We start from the raw sequence: 19412 nt of genomic DNA, 5'->3' as shown, positions 1-19412 counted from the left end.
GCGGCTACGCGGACCAGACGTACAAGCTGCCCAACCCGACGTACTTCGTCGAGTAGCCGGCCGCCCGCTCAGCCGCCCGGGGTGAAGCCGCCCCGGACCGTGAACCGTCCGGACGCGGCGGTGGCCGTCGCCGCGTAGCGGTCGCCGCCCGCGTCCCGGCCACCGCGCTCGTGGTTGTACTGGCCGGCGAACACCCACTCGCCGGCCGGGACGGTACGGCCCTCCTTGAGCGTCCACCGGTAGACGAGGAAGCCCGCGCGTTCGCCGACCGTGAACGCGAAGTCGTCCTCCGGCAGCGACCGCCAGGCGCCGGTGGAGGTCACCGAACCCGTCTGCGCCACCCGCAGTTCGACGGTGAGCGCGGTGAGCGGGGCGCTCGTGCCCAGGGTGATGTTGCTCTGTGCCCAGAACTCGTTGCTGTGCGGGTCCACCGCACCGCCCGACCACAGCGGGCCCGGCTCGCGCGACGCCGGTGCGGTGGCGGCCGGGCGCTGCGCGGGCGCGTCGCCCCGCACCGCCGGGGCGACCGCGTGACCACCGGCCACCAGGACCCCCGCCACGGCCGCCGTCGCACCGGCCACCCGTACCCAGCCCGGCAGCGGCGGGCGGGCCGGCCCGCGGTCACCTGCCGTCATGCCGTGCTCGACCCGGGCCAGGATCCGGGCCCGGTCGGGCTCGTGCGCCCCGGCCGCCTCGTGCAGCCGGGCACGCAGCCGCTCGTCCGCCTCCCGCCGCCCGGTCACCGGGTCCCTCCCGCGGTCTCACCGCTGTGCGCGATCGCCGCGCGCACCTGCCCGGGAGCGCGGGGAGCGGTCCGGGTGCCGAGCAGCCGCTGGAGTTCGGCCACCCCCTTCGAGGTCTGGCTCTTGACCGTGCCCACCGAGATGCCCAGGGCGAGCGCCGTGTCCTTCTCGGACAGGTCGAAGGAGTGCCGCAGCACCACGCACGCCCGTTTGCGGAACGGCAGCCGGCGCAGCGCCTCCCGCACGTCCACCACGCCCGCGACGTCGGGATTCTCCGTCCGCTCCTCGCGCTGCGACCAGAACAGGGCGACGCGTCTGCGCTCGCGCACGGCGGTCCGGACGCGGGTACGGGCGAGGTTGGCGACGACACCGCGCGCGTACGCCACCGGGTGGTCGGCCGCGCGCACCCGGTCCCAGCGGTGCCACAGGGCCAGCAGGGCGTCCGCCGCGAGGTCGTCGGCGGCGTCCGGCTCGCCCGTCAGCAGGTGGGCGAGCCGGGCCAGTTCGGCGTAGTGGCGCTCGAAGAAGGCGCGGAACTCCGCGGCGGCGTCGTCGTCCACGACTGTCCCCACGGCGGGCTCTCCTCGCAGCGGCTTCCCGGATGCCGGACACCGTACGGCAGACCGAACCCGAACGACCCCCGCGGGGTCAGCCGTTGAGCGCCGCCTCCATCATCGCCTTGGCCACCGGGGCCGCCAGGCCGTTGCCGCTGACCTCGCTGCGGGCCGCGTCGGACTGCTCGACGACGACCGCCACCGCGACCTCCTTGTCCGAGGAGTCGGACTTGGCGTAGGAGGTGAACCAGGCGTACGGCGTCTTGCTGTTGTTCTCGCCGTGCTGGGCCGTGCCCGTCTTGCCGCCCACCGTCGCTCCGGAGATCTGCGCGTTGGACCCCGTGCCGTCCTCGACGACGGTCTCCATGGCCGATTGCAGCTGCTCGGCGGTGGTGGAGCCGACGATCCGCTTCGAGTCCGGGTCGGTGTGGTCCTCCAGGACGTCGCCGCCGCTGTCGGTGACCTGCGACACCATGTGCGGGGAGACCAGCTCGCCGCCGTTGGCGAGGGCCGCGGAGACCATCGCCATCTGCAGCGGGGTCGCCGTCACGTCGAACTGGCCGATGCCCGTCAGGGCCGTCGACGGCCGGTTCATGTCCTTCGGGTAGACACTGGTGTACGCCCGGACCGGCACGTCCTGCGACGCGTCGTTGAAGCCGAACTTCTCCGCCATGGCGCGCAGCTCGTCCTGGCCGAGGTCGACGGCCATCTTCGCGAAGACGTTGTTGCACGAGTACTGCAGCGCGGTGCGGATCGTGGCGTTCTCGCAGGGGGCGTTCGGATTCTCGTTGGTCAGGTCGGTCGTGGTGTCCGGCAGGGTGTAAGGGTCGGGACTGTCGGTCTTCTCGTCCACCGAGCCGTACAGTCCGTTCTCCAGCGCGGCGGCCGCCACGACCAGTTTGAACGTCGAGCCCGGCGGCAGCGGCTGGCGCAGCGCCCGGTTGGTCAGCGGCTTGTCCGGGTCGCCGGTGAGCTTCTCCCAGGCCGCACCCGCGGTGTTGGCGTCGGTCAGCGACGTCGGGTCGTACGAGGGGGTCGACACGACCGAGAGGATCCGGCCCGTCTTCGGGTCGATCGCGACGGCGGCGCCCTTGGTGTCGCCCAGCGCCTCGAACCCGGCCTTCTGCACGGCCGGGTCGATCGTCGTCACCACGTTGCCCGGCTCGGCGCGGGTGCCGGTGACGGTGTCCATCACCGTCTTCAGCCGCGGGTCGGTGCCGTTGAGCACGTCCTGGTAGACGCCCTCCAGCTGGGTCGGCGCGTACGCCTGCGAGGCGTAGCCCGTCACCGCCGCGTACAGCTTCCCGTTCTCGTACGTGCGTTTGTACGCGAGGTCGCCGCTCTTCGTCGGCGCCGAGCCGGTGACCGACCGGCCGGCCACGATGATGTTCCCGAGCGGATCCGCGTACGTCTGGATCGCGTTCCGCCGGTTGTCCTTGCCGTCGGCGAGCGCCCGGCCCTCGTAGAACTGCACCCAGGTCGCCCTGACCAGCAGAGCGAACACCAGGAGCAGTGTGAGGACCGAGGCGCGCCTGATCGTCTTGTTCATCCCGTTCATCCCGCTGACAGGACGAACGGGCGGGCGGCGGTCGTTCCCGTGTGCCCCGTTTTCTCATCTTTCTCATGCTTCTCAGCGCGTGTTCATGAAGCCCGCTTCGTAGGCCCGGATCACCGCCTGGGTGCGGTCCCGGGCGCCGGTCTTCGCCAGCACCGACGCCACATGGGTCTTCGCCGTGGCCGGACCCACCCCCAGCCGCCCGGCGATCTCCGCGTTGGTCAGCCCGGTCGCCATCAGACGCAGCACCTCGCCCTCGCGTCCGGTGAGCCGCGCCACCCACGCCGGCCGGGCGGGGTTCGCGCGCGCGTGCTCGGCCGCCAGGGTCCGCACCGCCGACGGGAACAGCAGCGTGTCGCTGTGCGCCACCAGCCGCACCGCCCCGACGAGGGTGTCGGCGTCGGCGCGCTTGAGCAGGAAGCCGGCGGCACCGGCGCGCAGGGCGTCGTAGACGTAGGAGTCGTTCTCGAAGGTGGTCACGACGACGACCCGGGGCGGGTCGGCGAGCGTGGCGAGGATCTGCTCGGTGGCGCGGATGCCGTCGACGCCGGGCATGCGGACGTCCATCAGGACCACGTCCGGCCGGACCTCCCGCACGACGGAGACGGCCTCGGCACCGGTGGCGGCCTCACCGGCGACCTCCAGATCCGGTTCGGCGGCCAGGATGGCGCGCAGGGCGGTCCGGACCATGCGCTCGTCGTCGGCGAGGACGATCCGGATCGGCGGGTGGGTCACGCGGTTCCCTTCAGCGGCAGTCGGACGTGCAGTCGCCACACCGGTCCCTCGGGGCCCGCCTCGGCCGCTCCGCCCAGCAGCCGGGCCCGGTCGGCGATGCCGCGCAGGCCGTGGCCGCCGCCGGGGCGCGGGGCGGGGACGGAGCCGACCGGGTTCTCGACGGTGATCCTCAGGTGCCGGTCCAGCACCTCGACGCGCAGCGTCACCGCGACCTTCTCACCCGCGTGCCTGAGCGCGTTGCTCAGCCCCTCCTGCACGATGCGGTAGGCCTCGCGGGAGACCGGCGGCGGCAGCGCCCGCGGGTCGGTGGCGACGGCGGCGACGGTGGCGTCCACGCGCAGTCCGCCCGCCCGGGTGCGGCGCAGCAGGCCGTCGAGGTCGGCGGCGAGCGTCGGCGCGGGCGCGGTGTCCCAGGGGTCGCCGGGTGTGTCGCCGGGCGCCTCGCCGTCGCGCAGGACGCCCAGTACGGCGTCGAGTTCGCCGACCGTGCGACGGGTGGTGTCCTCGATCGCGGCGAGCGCCTCGCGGACGAACTCCGGATCGGTGTCCAGGACCCGGCGGGCGGCGCTCGCCTGGAGGGTGACCGCGCTCAGCGCGTGGCCGACGGAGTCGTGCAGTTCCCGCGCGAGCCGGTTGCGGACGGCGAGGTCGGCGGCGCGTGCCTCGGCGGCCGCGACCCGGTCCGCCGCGGACGGGCCGAGCAGGTCCGGCGCCCAGCGGGCCAGCAGCGTGCCGCAGGCGGCGGCGCAGCCGGCCAGCGCGACCAGCATGGCGGCGCCCGCGAGCGGTGACAGGACGAGCGCCCAGGTGTGCTGGAAGAAGCCGGGCAGCCCCAGCCGCCCCTCGCGCAGCGCCGGCACGAACGGCAGGACGATCAGCGTGCCCGCGAACGGCGGCACCGCCAGCGACATCCCCGCCACGATCCCGCCGGCCCCCAGATGCAGCGTGAACCAGGCGGCCGTGCGCCCCTTCTCGCCCCTCGTCCGGGCGGGCCCGTAGGCGAGCCGGTCGGCCTCCACACCGCACAGCCACCGCACCACTCCCGATTCCAGCGGGCGGGTCAGCGGGAACAGCGAGGTGAGGGCGGCGAGCGGCAGGCCCAGGGCGAACGAGGCGAGTTGCAGGCGGAGCGAACCGAAGACGTTCGCGCCCCCGGCGACCGGGCCGACGACGACCGAGCCGACGAGGACGTACGGCATGGCGAGCGCGCCGCCGAGGATCAGGTGGATCCACCTCAGCCGCGCCCGCCGGCCGAACAGCGACCGGGCGAGGGCGGTCACGGCCGGACGCGGGCGGCGGCCGACCGCCCCGCGAGGAAGCGCGCGCCCGAGGCGGCGAGAAGCAGGCCGACGGTCATCTGGGCAGCGTAGGTGAGGATCATCAACCGCGCCGGGCGGTCGCCGCCTTCGTCCGGACCGATCAGGGAGGCGAGCAGCATCCAGCCGCCCCAGCAGGCCACCGCACCGGAGCAGACCCAGGCCGCGGCGAGCGGCACGGCGACCGGCAGGCCGCGGGCCCGGCGGAAGGCGAGCAGCAGGCCGGCGGCGACGGCCAGGACGAGGAAGCCGACGTACAGGCCCTCCAGCACGTAGAAGTCACTCGTGCGGTCCGCCGCCCGGTCCGCACCGAGCCCGGCGGTGGAGCCGCAGGCCCACAGCAGCCGGACCGCGAGCGGGAACAGTGCGAGCACGGCGGCCACGGCGGTCACGGCTCGCGGCGTCCCCCCGGTGACGGCGGCCGGCAGGTCCCGCGTCCGTCCGCGCCACAACCACCCCCAGCGGTCCCGGGCGTAGAGCACGAACAGGGCGCCCAGGGCCAGGCCCTGCACGATGAACCCGCCGTACACGACCCCGAACACCCACTCGTGCAGGAAGGGCTCCCGCCGGGGATCGGCGGCCGTGGCGACCCCGCCGGTGACCGCCCGCGCGAGGAGTTGCAGCGGATACCCCGCCATGATCGGCGCGAGCAGCCCGGTGGCGACCCACACCGGGAACGCCAGCGACCAGGCGGGCACCCGGCGCCCCCAGGGCCGGGTCAGCACCAGCGCGAGCACGATCACGCAGCTGTCCAGCAGGACGGAGACCCCGTTGCCGACGATCAGGGCGACCCGGTGGTCGAGCAGCGAGCTGCCCTCCGGGATGCCGAGGTGGCTGCCGCCGATCCAGGCGGCCTTGAGCGCCAGGTACGGCAGACAGGCCACGACGGCGACCGCCCGCAGCAGCCGCCGGGGCCGGGTGGGCCCCGCGGGCGGAGCCGGGGCGGGCGGGGCGGAGGCGGTGGCGGGCGGGGCGGTGGCGGGCGTCGGCGTCATGCGTCCACGCTCCCGCCCGCACCCCCTCCGGCACGTCCTGCGCACCGACGATCCGCCTCCGCCGCGCGGCGGAGACGCACCGGCCCGGCGGACCACCGGTGCGGCCGGTGGCTCATTCCGCCAGGTGCAGAACGACCTCGTCGATCTCCGCGCCCCGGGCGGCCGCGAACCCGCGCGCCCGCGCGCTGGTCACGAAGCCGCACTTCTCCAGCACCCGCCGCGAGCCCGTGTTGTCGGCCGCCGCCCGCGCGTACAGCGGGCGGTCCCGGACCTCGGCGAGCAGGGCGCGCAGCGCGGCCGTCGCCACACCCTGCCCCCAGTACGCCCGGTCCACCCAGTACGTCACCTCGCGCTCGCCCGGCTCCCCGTAGACCGCCGTGCTGCCGACGACGTCACCGTCGCCCAGGATGGTGCGCACGACGTCGCCGGAGGCCCGGATCTTCGCCCAGTGGGCCGTGAACGCGTCCCAGTCGGCAGGGTCCTTCGGGGTGAAGGCCGCCATGCGCAGGGCCTCCGGATCGTTCATCTGCCGGAAGAAGACGGGCAGATCGCTGTCGTGAACCTCGCGCAGTGCGATGTGCATGGATCAGAGCCTACGCGTCGCCAGTGTCAGCCGGTCCCGCGCGTCGAACAGAGCGTCCTTCACCATCTGTTCGTGCGCGGGCGTCAGCCGCGCCACCGGCACCGAGCAGCTGATCGCGTCCCGCGCGGGGGTGCGGTAGGGCACCGCCACGCCGAAGCAGCGCAGCCCCAGCGTGTTCTCCTCGCGGTCCACGGCGAAGCCCTGCTCCCGCACCAGGCGCAGCTCCTCGATGAGCTTCTCCCGGTCCGTGATGGTGTGCTCGGTCAGCGCGGGGAGGGTCTCCGGGAGCAACTTGCGCACCTGCTCGTCGGTGTACGTGCTCAGCAGCGCCTTGCCCAGCGAGGTCGAGTGCGCGGGCAGCCGGCGGCCGACCCGGGTGAACGGCCGCAGGTAGTGCTGGGACTGGCGGGTGGCCAGGTACACCACGTTCGTGCCGTCCAGGCGCGCGAGGTGGATGGTCTCCGTCGTGTCGTCGGAGAGCCGGTCCAGCGTCGGCCGGGCCGCCGCGACCACCTCGTCGCCGTCGATGTACGAGGTGCCGACCAGCAGCGCCCGTACGCCGATGCCGTACCGCGTGCCCGTGGCGTCCGTCTCCACCCAGCCCAGCTCCACCAGCGTGCGCAGCAGCATGTAGAGACTGGACTTGGGATAACCGACGGCCTCCTGGACCGACGCGAGGGAGTGCATTCCGGGGCGCCCGGCGAAGTACTCGAGCAGCTCAACCGTCCGCACCGCGGACTTGACCTGCGCTCCGCCCCCCGTCTCGACAGCCGACATCGACCTTGACCCCTTCGTTCGACGAGAAGCTGAAGATATAGTCTCGAACAGCATATTCATCAGTAGAGACAGCGTTCAGTATATCGAACAACTTCTACAACTTCTGTGCAGAGCACGTGGAGGGACCCGCGGTGGCAGCAGCACCAGTCTGGAGTGTCGACCCCCGTACCGGGAAGCAGCGTGAACAGGTCGCCGTGGAAGCCACGGCCCAGGAGGTGGACGCCGCCGTCCGCGCCGCGCACGCCGCCCGGGACGCCCTCGCCGACCGCACCGTCCGCGCGGCCTTCCTGCGGAGCGCCGCCGACGAGCTGAAGGCGGCCGAGAGCACCCTCGTCGAGGCCGCCGACGCGGAGACCGCGCTCGGCCCGGTCCGGCTCACCGGCGAACTCGCCCGCACCTGCTACCAGCTGCGGGCCTTCGCCGACATCGTCGACGAGGGCGAGTACCTCGGCGTGGTCGTCAACCACCCCGACGACACGGCCACCCCGCCCATTCCCGACCTGCGCCGCTACAAGGTGCCGCTCGGCGTCGTCGCCGTCTACTCGGCCTCCAACTTCCCCTTCGCCTTCTCCGTCCCCGGCGGCGACACCGCGAGCGCGCTCGCGGCCGGCTGCCCGGTCGTCGTCAAGGCGCACCCCGACCACCCGGCCCTGTCCGAGCTGGTCGCCAAGGTGCTGCGCCGGGCCGCGGCCCGGCACGACATCCCGGACGGGGTCCTCGGCCTGGTGCACGGCTTCGAGGCGGGCGTCGAGCTGATCAAGCACCCGCTGGTCGCCGCGGCGGGCTTCACCGGGTCGGTCCGCGGAGGCCGCGCGCTCTTCGACGCGGCGGCGGCGCGTGAGGTGCCGATCCCGTTCCACGGCGAGCTGGGCTCGCTGAACCCGGTCGTCGTCACGGAGGCGGCGGCCGTGGAGCGGGCGGAGGCGATCGGCGCGGGCCTGGCCGGTTCGATGACGCTGGGCGTCGGCCAGTTCTGCGTCAAGCCCGGCCTGGTGCTCGTGCCGGCGGGCGACGCCGGTGACGGCCTGGTCAAGTCGCTCACCGACGCGGTCAGCGCCACCGACGCCGGTGTGCTCCTCGACCACCGGATGCGCGACAACTTCGTCGCGGGCGTCGCCGAGCGCGCCGCGCTGCCCGACGTGGACTCCCCGGTGACGCCCGGTTCGGGCGGCGAGCACACCGTCAGCGCCGGGTTCCTCACGGTGCCGGCGGCGCGGCTGGCGGCGGAGGGCGAGTACGACCTGCTCCTGGAGGAGTGCTTCGGGCCGGTCACCGTGGTGGCCCGCTATCAGGACGAGGGGGAGGTGCGGGGGGTGCTGTCGCGACTGCCGGGGAACCTCACGGCGACCGTGCAGCTCTCTGCTGAGGAGGTGGCGGGGGAGGGCGCCGGGGCGGCTCTCCTCGCCGAGGTGACGCCGCTGGCGGGACGGGTGCTGGTCAACGGCTGGCCCACGGGGGTCGCCGTGGCGGCGGCTCAGCAGCACGGGGGGCCGTACCCGGCGACCACTTCGACGTCCACGTCGGTGGGGGGCACCGCCATCGAGCGGTGGCTGCGGCCGGTGGCCTATCAGGGGGTGCCGGAGGCGTTGCTGCCGGTGGAGTTGCGGGATGAGAATCCGCTGGGGCTGCCTCGGCGGTTCAACGGGGTGCTTGAGCGGTAGCTTCGAGGTATCTGCTTCGGGCCTGCGATGATCAGGCCATGAGCCTTGAACTCGCCGAACTGCCGTTTCCCCTCCGCCCCTACGGGCCCGACGGCCGTTGGTCCTACGCCGACGGTGTGCTCACCGGGGTCGCCGGGGCCCGGCAGGACCGGTTCGTGCCGCCGACCGGGGAGTCGCTGGAGTCCGTGTCCGACGCGCCGCGGTTGCTGGGGGCGCCCGACGGGGATTTCCAGCTGATCGCCCGGGTTTCGGTCGGGTTCCGGGGGGCCTTCGACGCCGGGGTGCTCTACGTGCACGTGGGGGAGCGGGCCTGGGCCAAGCTGTGTCTGGAGTACTCCCCGGACGTGCCCACCGTCTGCACGGTGGTCACCCGGGGGCACTCCGACGACTGCAACTCCTTCACCGTGGCGGGCGACTCCGTCTGGTTCCGGGTCAGCCGGAGCGGACGGGCCTTCGCCTTCCACGCCTCCCTGGACGGTGAGCGCTGGACCTTCGTGCGGCTCTTCACACTGGGCGACGAGGAGGAGACCGGCGCCGCCCTGGTCGGCTTCCTGGCCCAGGCGCCGACGGGGGAGGGGTGCACGGTGACGTTCGACCAGCTGGAGTTCCGGCCGGGGTGGCCCGCGGATCTGCGGGACGGCAGCTGAACACGGGTGGGAATGAGCGCGGCTGGTTGAAGGTTCACGTATGGGGCGGAGAGGGACTCCGCCCCATACGAGCCGGAGAAGAGCCGAGACATGCGCGTCGAGATCTGGAGCGACATCGCCTGCCCCTGGTGCTACGTGGGCAAGGCCCGCTTCGAGAAGGCGCTCGCGGCCTTCCCGCACCGGGACGGCGTCGAGGTGGTGCACCGTTCGTTCGAGCTGGACCCCGGGCGGGCCAAGGACGACGTGCAGCCGGTGCTGACGATGCTCACCGCCAAGTACGGCATGAGCCAGGCGCAGGCGCAGGCCGGTGAGGACAACCTCGGCGCGCAGGCCGCCGCCGAGGGCCTGGACTACCGCACCCGGGACCGCGACCACGGCAGCACCTTCGACCTGCACCGCCTGCTGCACCTCGCCAAGGAGCGGGGGCGGCACGAGGCACTGCTCGACGCCTTCTACCGGGGCAACTTCGCCGACGAGCGCTCCGTGTTCAACGACGACGAGCGGCTCGTGGAGCTGGCCGTCGGCGCGGGGCTCGACGCCGAGGAGGTCCGCGCGGTGCTCGCCGACCCCGCCGCCTACGCCGACGAGGTGCGCGCCGACGAGCGCGAGGCCGCCCAGCTCGGGGCCACCGGGGTGCCGTTCTTCGTGCTCGACCGGGCCTACGGGGTCTCGGGCGCCCAGCCCGCCGAGGTCTTCACCCAGGCGCTGACCCAGGCGTGGGGCGAGCGCACCCCGCTGAAGCTGATCGACGACGGGGGCGCCGAGGCCTGCGGTCCGGACGGGTGCGCGGTGCCCCAGGAGTGAGGGGCCGACCGAAAGCCCAGGTGAGGGGCCGTTCATAAGCGATGCTTGGAGAAACCGCGTAGAAATACGCAATGGACGGGGAGGTCACGGGGCCGCACAGTGGTGCCATGGAGAGCTTCGAGAATCTCGTCCGCACCGAGTTCGCCCCGAAGACCACATACCTGAACACCGCCAGCACCGGCCTGCTCCCCGCCCGGAGCCTCGTGGCGATGCGTGACGCGGCGGCGTCCGCGGCGCAGGGGCAGCCGCTCGACATGTTCGCCGACGTCGAGGCGGCACGGGCCGCCTGCGCCCGGCTCATGGGGGTGCCCGTCACCCGGGTCGCGACCGGCGCGTCGGTCGCCACCTTCAGCGGGCTGGTCGCCGCGTCGCTGCCGGCGGGGGCCGAGGTCCTCACCGCGGAGGGCGACTTCAGCTCCCTCGTGAACCCGCTCCACACGCGCGGCGACCTCAAGGTGCGCAGCGTGCCGCTGGAGCGGATCGCCGAGTCCGTGGGGCCGGACACCGCGCTCGTGGCGGTCAGCTCCGTGCAGTCCGCCGACGGACGGATCGCCGACCTCGCCGCGCTGCGGGACGCCGCCCGGGCGCACGGGGCGCGGACGCTGATCGACGCTTCCCAGGCGGGCGGCTGGCTGCCGACGGCCGCGGACGACTTCGACTTCGTGACCGCCGTCGGCTACAAGTGGGTGCTCTGCCCGCGCGGCGTCGCCTTCCTCGTGGTCCCGCAGGACCTGGGAGCGGCGGCCGGGCTGACGCCGCTGTTCGGCGGCTGGGCGACCGGTGAGCACCCCTGGGACAGCTGCTACGGCCCCGTCGAGGAACTCGCGCACTCCGCCCGGCGGTTCGACGAGTCCCCCGCGCTGTTCTCCTACACCGGCGCCCGGCACTCGCTGGCCCTGATGGAGGAACTGGGTGTCGAGGCCGTGCACGCCCACGACACCGCTCTCGCCGACCGGTTCCGCGAAGGAGTGCGCTCGCTGGGCCACGAACCGGTGCCCGCGCCGGGCTCCGCGATCGTCTCCGTGCCGGGTCTCGGGCACCGGCAGGGCGAGCTGGGCCGGGCCGGCGTCCAGGTCTCCGACCGGGCGGGCAATCTGCGGGCCGCCTTCCACGTGTACAACACCGCGGCCGACGTGGACCGGCTCCTTGACGTGCTGGCGGGCTGAGACGGCCCCGGTCCGCAGCCGCGCACAGTCCGGGCACGGCATCGGGCAGGGGCCTCCCGTCCCACACGAGAAGGCCCCTGCCCGAGATCGGATGCGGGTCACCTCACCGGCGTGAAGTCCCGCGCCCCGATGAACTCCGGCCGCCGGATCGGTGCCGCGAACGGCTCGACCGCCGTGTTCTCCACGCTGTTGAACACGATGAACACGTTGCTGCGCGGGAACGGCGTGATGTTGTCGCCCGACCCGTGCATGCAGTTGCAGTCGAACCAGGTCGCCGAACCGGCCTTGCCGGTGAACAGCTTGATGCCGTACTCCGAGGCCATCTTCGTCAGGCCCTCGTCGGACGGCGTCCCCGCGTCCTGCATCTGCAGGGACTTCTTGTAGTTGTCCTTCGGCGTGGCCCCCGCGCACCCGAGGAACGTCTTGTGCGACCCCGGCATGATCATCAGACCGCCGTTGGTGTCGTAGTTCTCGGTGAGCGCGATCGAGACCGAGATCGTGCGCATGTTGGGCAGGCCGTCCTCGGCGTGCCAGGTCTCGAAGTCCGAGTGCCAGTAGAAGCCGCTGGCCCCGAAGCCCGGCTTGACGTTGATCCGCGACTGGTGGACGTACACGTCCGAGCCGAGGATCTGCCGCGCCCGCCCGACCACGCGCTCGTCGCGCACCAGCTTGGCGAAGACCTCACTGATCTTGTGCACCTCGAAGACCGACCGGATCTCCTTGGACTGCGGCTCCACGATCGAGCGCTCGTCCGCGCGGATGGCCGGGTCGGTGGTGAGGCGCTCCAGCTCGCGCTGGTACTCGCCGACCTCGTCCGGCGCGATCAGCTGGTCGATGGCGAGGAAGCCGTCGCGGTCCAGGGACTGGAGGTCGCCCGCCGAGACGGGGCCGGGCGCGTCCGGGGAGCCCCAGACGACCGGGTCCTGCCGGGGGGTTGCCACCTCGGTGGCGCCGCGGGTGGGATAGAGATCAGTGACGTTCGTGGTCGTGGTCACGGTGACTCACACCTCCTCGGTGAGCAGCGGGTAGACGCCGTTCTCGTCGTGATCCTCCCGTCCGGTGACGGGCGGGTTGAAGACACAGATGCAGTGGAAGTCCTCCTTGACCTTGAGCGTGTGCCGCTCGTGGCCGTCGAGGAGATACATCGTGCCCGGCGTGATGTGGTACGTCTTCCCCGTCTCGCGGTCGGTCAACTCGGCGTCGCCCTTGGTGCAGACGACGGCCTCGATGTGGTTCGCGTACCACATCGACGTCTCCGTACCCGCGTACAGGATCGTCTCGTGCACGGAGAAGCCGACCTTCTCCTTGGCGAGGACGATCCGGGTGCTTTCCCAGGTGCCGGACGCGCTCTTCACGTGCCGGTCGGTGCCTTCGAACTCCTTGAACGAACGGACGATCACGGTGTTGCGATGCCTCCTAGGTGAGGGTGTGCAATGGTCCCCGGCGCCTTCGGCCGCGCGGGCCGAAGGCGCCGGAAGTGCGGGTGGTGCCGTGCGGGTCAGGCCGTCTCGCGCACGGCCCGGGCGAGGGTCTTCATGCCCTCGTCCAGTTCGTCGGGCGTGATGGTGAGCGCCGGCAGCAGCTTGACGACCTCGCTCTCGGGGCCGGAGGTCTCGATCAGCAGCCCCAGCTCGAAGGCGCGCTTGGCGACCCGGCCCGCGCGGTCCTTGTCGTGGAACTCCAGGCCCCAGACCAGACCGCGGCCGCGGTACTCCTTGACGTCGGCGAGGTTCTCCTCGGTGATGGCGATCATGTGCTGCTCGACCTGCTCGCCGCGCTTGCGGGTCTGCTTCTCCATCGCCGACCCGTCGGCCCAGTACGCCTCCAGCGTGGCGGTCGCCGTGACGAAGGCCGGGTTGTTGCCGCGGAAGGTGCCGTTGTGCTCGCCCGGCTCCCAGACGTCCAGCTCCGGCTTGAACAGGGTCAGTGCCATCGGCATGCCGTAGCCGCTGATGGACTTGGAGACGGTGACGATGTCCGGCGTGATGCCCGCCTCCTCGAAGGAGAAGAAGGCACCGGTACGGCCGCAGCCCATCTGGATGTCGTCGACGATGAGCAGCATGTCCTGGCGCTCGCACAGGTCCGCCAGGGCGCGCAGCCACTCGGCCCGGGCGACGTTGATGCCGCCCTCGCCCTGCACGGTCTCGACGATCACGGCGGCCGGCTTGTTCAGGCCGGAGCCCTGGTCCTCGAGCAGCCGCTCGAACCAGATGAAGTCCTCGACGGTGCCGTCGAAGTAGTTGTCGAACGGCATGGGCGTGCCGTGCACCAGCGGGATACCGGCGCCGGCCCGCTTGAACGCGTTGCCGGTCACGGCGAGCGAGCCCAGCGACATGCCGTGGAAGGCGTTGGTGAAGGACACGATCGACTCGCGTCCCTTGACCTTGCGCGCCAGCTTCAGCGCGGCCTCGACGGCGTTGGTGCCCGTCGGGCCCGGGAACATGACCTTGTACGGCAGGTCGCGCTTGCGCAGGATGGTGTTCTGGAACGTCTCCAGGAAGCGGCGCTTGGCGGTGGTCGACATGTCGAGCCCGTGCGTGACGCCGTCCCGCTCCAGGTAGTCGATCAGCGCGCGTTTCAGCACGGCGTTGTTGTGCCCGTAGTTGAGCGAGCCCGCTCCGGCGAAGAAGTCGAGGTACTCGTGGCCGTCCTCGTCGTACATGCGGCTGCCGACCGCACGGTCGAAGACGGTGGGCCAGCCGCGGCAGTAGCTGCGCACCTCGGACTCGACGGTCTCGAAGACGCTGAGGTCGGGCTGGGTGATGGTCACGACGAATCGCTCCTCGTGGGGTGAGGGTGGGAGAGGAAGGTCGTACGGATCCGGTGGGACCGGTCGTGGTCCCGGCCGGGAAGTCTGGGGGCCGGGCCCGGTCGGGGGTGCCCCGACGGCTCGGCGAGGGGGTCAGCCGCCGGCGGACAGGGGGCCGATGCGGTACAGGACCTCGGGCTCGTGCGGCCCGTCGGGGAACACCGCCGTGTCGAACAGGACTTCGCGCTCAAGCCGGGCACCGCGGCGCTCGGCGAACGAGGTGAACAGTCGTTGGGACGCCGTGTTGTCGGGAGAGATCGTTGTCTCCAGGGTGGTGATCCCGCGTTCGCGGGCCACCCGCTCCGCCAGTCCGTCGACCAGCGTGGCCGCGAGCCCACGACCACGGTACGTCCGGTCCACCGCCACCTGCCACACGAGCAGGGTGTCGGGGCTGTCGGGCCGTACGTAGCCGGTGATGAAGCCGACCGGCACGCCGTGCCCGTCGCGGACGACGGCCGAGGTGGAGGCGAAGTCCCGGCACCAGAGCAGGTAGCTGTACGAGGAGTTCAGGTCGAGGACCTCGGAATCCTTCGCTATCCGCCACAGGGCGGCGCCGTCGGCCACTCTCGGACGATCGATTTGCAGGTCTGCTTGCGCGGCAGTCATGCAAATTGAATTTACCCAGCGAAATTCGAAATTGCATCGCCGGACGGGGTTACGAATGGACCTCTCGTGTGTTATCACGCGGGCGCGTGCTTCCGCGCGAGGCGGCGGCGCTATGAGGCGATTTGCCGGGGGCGTAAGCCGCAAATCGGGCATCATGTGGATCGGGTCACAATCGCGTAACCCGTGCGAGACGTGTCCGAAATGTGAAGATCGGCAGTCGTGAAATCTTTGTGTTTAGGTCCGAAGAAAGCGGGCAGAAGAATACGGGAAGCTGCGCTGAGTGAAATTCCGAAATTCTGCTTGTGCGAGTATCCGGAATTCCCTCTGATTCATCCTTCCGAAAGGCCGGGGCGGGCCGGCCGCTCCCACGCCTCCTCGGCGGCCCGCCGGGCGGCCTCCGGGTCGGCCTTCACACCCCGCTCGACCAGCGCGGCACCCAGTGCCGCCAGGCAGCCCTGCACGGCCCCGCGCGTCGCGTCCGGACCGTAGTGATTGACCCGGACCATCTCGCCCGCCAGCGCGCCGCCGCCCGCCGCCAGCGGCAGCGCCGGGTCGGACTCCAGGGCACGGGCCACCAGCGCGGACGCGTCGACGTCCGACGGCGTGCGCAGTGTCGTCGCGACCGGCGCCGCGTCCCTGGCCTCGTACACGTACGGCTCCAGGCCGCCCAGCGCGAGCGCGCCGGCCCGGACGGCCGCCGCCGCGGACGCGTGCCGCGCCATCACCGTGCCGGGCCCCTCCGTCTCGATGCGCTCGACGCAGGCCTCCAGCGCGAGCATCTCCAACTGCGCCGGCGCGTGCAGCAGCGCCTTGCGCCCGCCGTCGATCCAGCGCTCCTTCCAGTCCAGGAGCGACAGGTACGACCGCCGCGGGGCGTTCGGGTTCGCCGCCATGCGGGCCCAGGCCCGCTCGCTCACCGACACCGCCGAGACGCCCGCCGGGCCGCCCATCGCCTTCTGCGCGCCGATGACGCACAGGTCCACGCCCCAGGCGTCCGGCAGCACCGGCTCCGCGCCCACCGAGGCCACGGCGTCCAGGTAGAACAGCGCGCCGTGCGCCCGGACCACCTCGCCGATCTCCGCGACCGGGTTGGTGTTGCCGGTCGCCGCCTCGGCGTGCACCAGGGACACGAAGTCGATCTCCGGGTGCTCGGCCAGGGCCCGGCCGATCTGCTCGGCGGAGACGGCCGTGTGGAACGGCACGGCGAGGTCGTGCACGGTCGCGCCGCAGTCCCGCAGCCAGTTCCCGAAGGTCTGCCCGTACGGTCCCGTGACGACGTTCAGCGCGACGGTGCCGGGTCCCGCGGCGGCGCGGATGGCGCCCTCCAGCGGCAGCAGCGCCTCGCCCTGCATGACCACCACGTCCTGGCCGGTGCCGAGCAGGCGCGCGACCCGGTCCTCGATCGCGGCGAAACGTCCGGCGCTCAGCGGGGGGAGGTCCAGGAAGGGATGGGTCACGGCGGTGCTCTCTTCGGTGACGGCGGGTGTGCGGCGCGGGTACGCGGCGTACGGGATCGAGAGTAACCATGGCGCACGCCGGCACTCGCGCCGGAGTGCTTCCGTTGCGACACCCCCACGCCCGGAATCGTGGCTTCCGTCACAGCCGAAGAGATCACCACCTGATGGACTGGGCCCGTGTTCCTCGTACTCCTGCTGGTCGTCGTGGTCGCCGCGGTGTCCGCCGTCGGCCTGACCGGCCACGGCGTGAGTGTCCTCGCCGCCCGCCGCGCCCGGGGAACGCGCGCCGCACCGGCGCTGCACGCCCTCGCCGCCTTCGCCGGTGCCGCCGCCGTCGCGGTGTACGCCTGGGGGCTGCTGCACGTGACCGGCGCCGTCATGGAGTCCAACGGCGGCGCGGGCTCGGCACCGGCGCCGCCCTGCCGCACACCCGGGAACGAGGAGCGCGCCCTCCACGTCGTCGACCAGTCGGTCTCCTTCCTGCCGCTGGGCTTCGTCTGCGAGACCACCGACGGCGGCGAGTACACCAGCGACGACGTCCCCGGCTACGTCAACCCCGCCACCGCCGTCCTGGCCCTGACCGCCGTCGCGGGCGCCGTCGGGGCGGGGTGTGCGAGCGAGCTGCGCGCCCGCGCGGCAGCGCCCGGCGGCGGCCGGTGACCGGCCCCGCACGGGTGTGCGGGCACCCTTTAGGGTGCGGGGCATGAGCGATCGCGCGGTGCTGCACGTGAAGGGTCGGGTGCTCGTCGGACCGGAGGAGGTCCGGGACGAGCTGTGGGTGATCGACGGCCGTATCTCCTACGACCGCCCCGCGGGCGCCGCCGACGTCCGCACCGTCGAGGGATGGGCGCTGCCCGGCCTGGTCGACGCGCACTGCCACGTCGGCCTCGACCAGCACGGCGCCGTCCCCGCCGACGTCGCCGAGAAGCAGGCGCTGACCGACCGCGAGGCGGGCACCCTGCTCATCCGGGACGCGGGCTCGCCCTCGGACACCCGCTGGATCGACGACCGCGAGGACCTCCCGAAGATCATCCGGGCCGGCCGGCACATCGCCCGCACCCGCCGCTACATCCGCAACTACGCCTGGGAGGTCGAGCCCGACGACCTCGTCGCCTACGTCGCCCAGGAAGCCCGGCGCGGTGACGGCTGGGTGAAGCTGGTCGGCGACTGGATCGACCGCGACCTCGGCGACCTGTCGGCCTGCTGGCCGCGCGGCGCCGTGGAGGCGGCCATCGCCGAGGCCCACCGGCTGGGCGCCCGCGTCACCGCGCACTGTTTCGCCGAGGACTCCCTGCGAGACCTGGTCGAGGCCGGCATCGACTGCGTCGAGCACGCCACGGGACTGACCGACGACACGATCCCGCTCTTCGCCGAGCGCGGCGTCGCCATCGTCCCCACCCTGGTCAACATCGCCACCTTCCCCGCGCTGGCCGACGGCGGCGAGTCCCGGTTCCCGCGCTGGTCGGCCCATATGCGCCGGCTCCACGAACGCCGCTACGACACCGTCCGCAGCGCCTACGACGCCGGCATCCCGGTCTTCGTCGGCACCGACGCGGGCGGCGCCCTCGCCCACGGGCTGGCCGGGGCCGAGGTCGCCGAGCTGGTCACCGCGGGCATCCCGCCCGTCGAGGCCCTCGCCGCGACGACCTGGGCCGCCCGGCGCTGGCTCGGCCGCCCCGGCCTGGACGAGGGCGCACCGGCGGACCTGGTGGTGTACGAGCAGGACCCGCGCGCGGACGTGCGCGTGCTGACCGCTCCGCGCCGGGTCGTGCTCAACGGGCGGGTCGTCGGTTGACCGACGGGAGTGACGCCGGGGAACACCCGTGCCGGAAGATGCGACGAAGATTCGAATAGATCCGCCAAAACCCCACGAAGGGGTGAAGTGCCCTCGGTTCACTGACGGTTCGGCGGACGCGGGGACATTCTGTCCGGGTCCCAAGCATGTCGCTCATGCGTGCCCCGCACGCATGTCTCACTGGGGGTCCCACCACCTTGAACGGCAACACCTTCCGCATGCCCGCACGCCGTCTCGCCACCGTCGCGGCGGCCACGGCCCTGGCCGCGGGTCCCGCGACCCTGGCCGGCGCGGGGTCCGCCCACGCGACCGGCGACCACGGCCGCGCCAGCGCCACCGTGCTGCGCACCGGGCTCGACGTCGCCCTGCTCAACAAGACCGTGAACGTCCCGCTCACGGTCACCCTCAACGAGGTGCGGGCGCCCGAGAGCGCCGAGCAGACCGCGCTCACCGCCCGGCTGGACGGCGTCGACGGCGGAAAGCCGTTCAGCGTCCTGCGCGCCGACGTCGCCGAGGCGAAGGCGACGGCCACCGCCGACAGGAGCGAGGGCACCACGACGCTGGCCCGCGCCCGGCTGCACGTCCCGGGCCTGCCGCTGCTGTCGGTGATCGAGGTCCAAGAGGTCACCTCCACGGCGACCTGCGAGGCCGGGAAGAAGCCGGTCGCCGACGCCAACCTCCTGGGACCCGTGACCGTCCTCGGCAAGAAGGTCACGCTCACGACCGGCGGGACGACGGACGTGAAGGTGCCCGGCGTCGGCGAGGTACGGCTCGACCTCTCGAAGGAGGAGACCACCTCCCGCACGGCCGCCGCCACCGCGCTCGAACTCAAGGTCTCCGTCAACCCCGGCGACCTCAACGTCGCCGAGGTCGACGGCACCGTCACCCTGGCCAGGGCGACCTGCGAGTCCCCGGCCGCTCCCGCGGACGAGGCCGGGCAGCCCCCGGCGAAGGCCGACGAGCCCCCGGCCGGGCAGGACGCGGAACAGCCCGCCGAGCCCGCGGCCGACGTGCGGGCCCAGGGCGCCCGCACCGAGGCCGACCTCGCCGAGACCGGCGGCAGCTCCGCGACGCCGTACGTCGCGGCCGGAGCCGCGGCCCTGGTCCTGGCGGGCGGCGCCGCACTCGCCCTGTCCCGCCGCAGGCGCACCTGACGCCTGGCCGGGTCCGGCCGGGACCGGGGCCGGGGCCGGTTCCGGGAAGGGCGGT

Annotated in this window: 20 protein-coding genes; 7 read left to right on the top strand and 13 right to left on the bottom strand. The window is 72.9% G+C overall.

What is annotated here, in order from left to right; genetic code table 11:
- Window positions 1-68: 68 nt before the first annotated feature.
- The 8 genes from ACH4D3_RS37240 to ACH4D3_RS37205 all read right to left on the bottom strand — a co-directional run bounded on the left by ACH4D3_RS37240 (window position 69) and on the right by ACH4D3_RS37205 (window position 7258).
- Window positions 69-743 carry a hypothetical protein gene (locus tag ACH4D3_RS37240; protein ID WP_398331983.1) on the bottom strand — a complete coding sequence of 225 codons (675 nt, stop codon included), beginning with the start codon at window positions 741-743 and terminating at the stop codon, window positions 69-71.
- Window positions 740-1315: a SigE family RNA polymerase sigma factor gene (locus ACH4D3_RS37235; RefSeq protein WP_398331980.1), complete on the bottom strand. Its 576-nt coding sequence runs from the start codon at window positions 1313-1315 to the stop codon at window positions 740-742. The genes ACH4D3_RS37240 and ACH4D3_RS37235 overlap by 4 nt, the downstream gene beginning before the upstream one ends.
- A gap of 76 nt (window positions 1316-1391) precedes the next feature.
- On the bottom strand, window positions 1392-2846 hold the full coding sequence (locus ACH4D3_RS37230; protein ID WP_398331977.1) for a penicillin-binding transpeptidase domain-containing protein: 1455 nt from the start codon (window positions 2844-2846) through the stop codon (window positions 1392-1394).
- An 81-nt stretch (window positions 2847-2927) separates the two neighbouring features.
- The gene (locus tag ACH4D3_RS37225; protein WP_398331974.1) at window positions 2928-3587 is read right to left on the bottom strand and encodes a response regulator; all 660 of its coding nucleotides are present in this window, start codon (window positions 3585-3587) and stop codon (window positions 2928-2930) included.
- Window positions 3584-4867 (bottom strand): sensor histidine kinase, encoded by a 1284-nt coding sequence (locus ACH4D3_RS37220; protein WP_398331971.1) that lies wholly within the window; start codon window positions 4865-4867, stop codon window positions 3584-3586. Before ACH4D3_RS37220 ends, ACH4D3_RS37225 begins: the two co-directional genes overlap by 4 nt.
- Complete coding sequence (locus tag ACH4D3_RS37215; RefSeq protein ID WP_398331968.1) at window positions 4864-5898, bottom strand: hypothetical protein; 1035 nt, start codon at window positions 5896-5898, stop codon at window positions 4864-4866. Before ACH4D3_RS37215 ends, ACH4D3_RS37220 begins: the two co-directional genes overlap by 4 nt.
- 112 nt (window positions 5899-6010) lie before the next feature.
- Window positions 6011-6481 (bottom strand): GNAT family N-acetyltransferase, encoded by a 471-nt coding sequence (locus tag ACH4D3_RS37210; protein WP_398331965.1) that lies wholly within the window; start codon window positions 6479-6481, stop codon window positions 6011-6013.
- A gap of 3 nt (window positions 6482-6484) precedes the next feature.
- On the bottom strand, window positions 6485-7258 hold the full coding sequence (locus tag ACH4D3_RS37205) for an IclR family transcriptional regulator (RefSeq protein WP_115741479.1): 774 nt from the start codon (window positions 7256-7258) through the stop codon (window positions 6485-6487).
- Between the two features lie 131 nt (window positions 7259-7389).
- Between ACH4D3_RS37205 and ACH4D3_RS37200 the strand changes: the two genes are divergently transcribed.
- From ACH4D3_RS37200 to ACH4D3_RS37185, 4 genes are all read left to right on the top strand, one after another.
- On the top strand, window positions 7390-8919 hold the full coding sequence (locus ACH4D3_RS37200; RefSeq protein ID WP_398331962.1) for an aldehyde dehydrogenase (NADP(+)): 1530 nt from the start codon (window positions 7390-7392) through the stop codon (window positions 8917-8919).
- 38 nt (window positions 8920-8957) lie between these two features.
- Window positions 8958-9566: a DUF1349 domain-containing protein gene (locus ACH4D3_RS37195; RefSeq protein ID WP_398331959.1), complete on the top strand. Its 609-nt coding sequence runs from the start codon at window positions 8958-8960 to the stop codon at window positions 9564-9566.
- 90 nt (window positions 9567-9656) lie between these two features.
- On the top strand, window positions 9657-10370 hold the full coding sequence (locus ACH4D3_RS37190; RefSeq protein WP_398331956.1) for a DsbA family oxidoreductase: 714 nt from the start codon (window positions 9657-9659) through the stop codon (window positions 10368-10370).
- Window positions 10371-10441: 71 nt separating this feature from the next.
- A complete protein-coding gene (locus tag ACH4D3_RS37185; protein WP_398331953.1) occupies window positions 10442-11536 on the top strand; it encodes an aminotransferase class V-fold PLP-dependent enzyme in 1095 nt (364 codons plus the stop codon).
- Between the two features lie 98 nt (window positions 11537-11634).
- Here the strand turns inward: ACH4D3_RS37185 and thpD are convergent, their stop codons facing one another.
- The 5 genes from thpD to ACH4D3_RS37160 all read right to left on the bottom strand — a co-directional run bounded on the left by thpD (window position 11635) and on the right by ACH4D3_RS37160 (window position 16408).
- Window positions 11635-12531, bottom strand: coding sequence for an ectoine hydroxylase (thpD, locus tag ACH4D3_RS37180; protein WP_398331950.1), 897 nt, complete (start codon window positions 12529-12531; stop codon window positions 11635-11637).
- A 6-nt stretch (window positions 12532-12537) separates the two neighbouring features.
- Complete coding sequence (locus ACH4D3_RS37175; RefSeq protein ID WP_003976954.1) at window positions 12538-12936, bottom strand: ectoine synthase; 399 nt, start codon at window positions 12934-12936, stop codon at window positions 12538-12540.
- 98 nt (window positions 12937-13034) lie between these two features.
- A complete protein-coding gene (ectB, locus tag ACH4D3_RS37170) occupies window positions 13035-14306 on the bottom strand; it encodes a diaminobutyrate--2-oxoglutarate transaminase (protein ID WP_398331947.1) in 1272 nt (423 codons plus the stop codon).
- Between the two features lie 132 nt (window positions 14307-14438).
- Window positions 14439-14951: a diaminobutyrate acetyltransferase gene (gene ectA, locus ACH4D3_RS37165; RefSeq protein ID WP_398331945.1), complete on the bottom strand. Its 513-nt coding sequence runs from the start codon at window positions 14949-14951 to the stop codon at window positions 14439-14441.
- Window positions 14952-15280: 329 nt separating this feature from the next.
- Window positions 15281-16408: a pyridoxal-phosphate-dependent aminotransferase family protein gene (locus ACH4D3_RS37160; protein WP_398331942.1), complete on the bottom strand. Its 1128-nt coding sequence runs from the start codon at window positions 16406-16408 to the stop codon at window positions 15281-15283.
- Between the two features lie 177 nt (window positions 16409-16585).
- On the opposite strand from ACH4D3_RS37160, the gene ACH4D3_RS37155 reads away from it, so the two are divergent.
- From ACH4D3_RS37155 to ACH4D3_RS37145, 3 genes are all read left to right on the top strand, one after another.
- Entirely contained in the window at window positions 16586-17068 is a 483-nt protein-coding gene (locus ACH4D3_RS37155) for a hypothetical protein (RefSeq protein ID WP_398331939.1), read from the top strand.
- 43 nt (window positions 17069-17111) lie between these two features.
- Window positions 17112-18203, top strand: a complete 1092-nt coding sequence (locus ACH4D3_RS37150) for an amidohydrolase family protein (protein WP_398331936.1) — start codon at window positions 17112-17114, stop codon at window positions 18201-18203.
- A 197-nt stretch (window positions 18204-18400) separates the two neighbouring features.
- Complete coding sequence (locus ACH4D3_RS37145) at window positions 18401-19357, top strand: SCO1860 family LAETG-anchored protein (RefSeq protein WP_398331933.1); 957 nt, start codon at window positions 18401-18403, stop codon at window positions 19355-19357.
- Window positions 19358-19412: the final 55 nt, after the last annotated feature.

Source organism: Streptomyces sp. NPDC018026 (assembly GCF_044327745.1).
In the GTDB taxonomy this organism is placed as follows: Bacteria; Actinomycetota; Actinomycetes; order Streptomycetales; family Streptomycetaceae; genus Streptomyces; species Streptomyces rubrogriseus.
This window is presented reverse-complemented; position numbering and strand designations above follow the sequence as displayed.

Excerpts from the sequence above, each read along its gene's own strand:
- ACH4D3_RS37205 (WP_115741479.1), bottom strand. The coding sequence starts at position 7,258 with ATGTCGGCTGTCGAGACGGGGGGCGGAGCGCAGGTCAAGTCCGCGGTG.
- ACH4D3_RS37210 (WP_398331965.1), bottom strand. The coding sequence starts at position 6,481 with ATGCACATCGCACTGCGCGAGGTTCACGACAGCGATCTGCCCGTCTTC.
- ACH4D3_RS37185 (WP_398331953.1), top strand. The coding sequence starts at position 10,442 with ATGGACGGGGAGGTCACGGGGCCGCACAGTGGTGCCATGGAGAGCTTC.
- ACH4D3_RS37190 (WP_398331956.1), top strand. The coding sequence starts at position 9,657 with ATGCGCGTCGAGATCTGGAGCGACATCGCCTGCCCCTGGTGCTACGTG.
- ACH4D3_RS37215 (WP_398331968.1), bottom strand. The coding sequence starts at position 5,898 with ATGACGCCGACGCCCGCCACCGCCCCGCCCGCCACCGCCTCCGCCCCG.
- ectA (WP_398331945.1), bottom strand. The coding sequence starts at position 14,951 with ATGACTGCCGCGCAAGCAGACCTGCAAATCGATCGTCCGAGAGTGGCC.
- ACH4D3_RS37230 (WP_398331977.1), bottom strand. The coding sequence starts at position 2,846 with ATGAACAAGACGATCAGGCGCGCCTCGGTCCTCACACTGCTCCTGGTG.
- ACH4D3_RS37195 (WP_398331959.1), top strand. The coding sequence starts at position 8,958 with ATGAGCCTTGAACTCGCCGAACTGCCGTTTCCCCTCCGCCCCTACGGG.
- ACH4D3_RS37150 (WP_398331936.1), top strand. The coding sequence starts at position 17,112 with ATGAGCGATCGCGCGGTGCTGCACGTGAAGGGTCGGGTGCTCGTCGGA.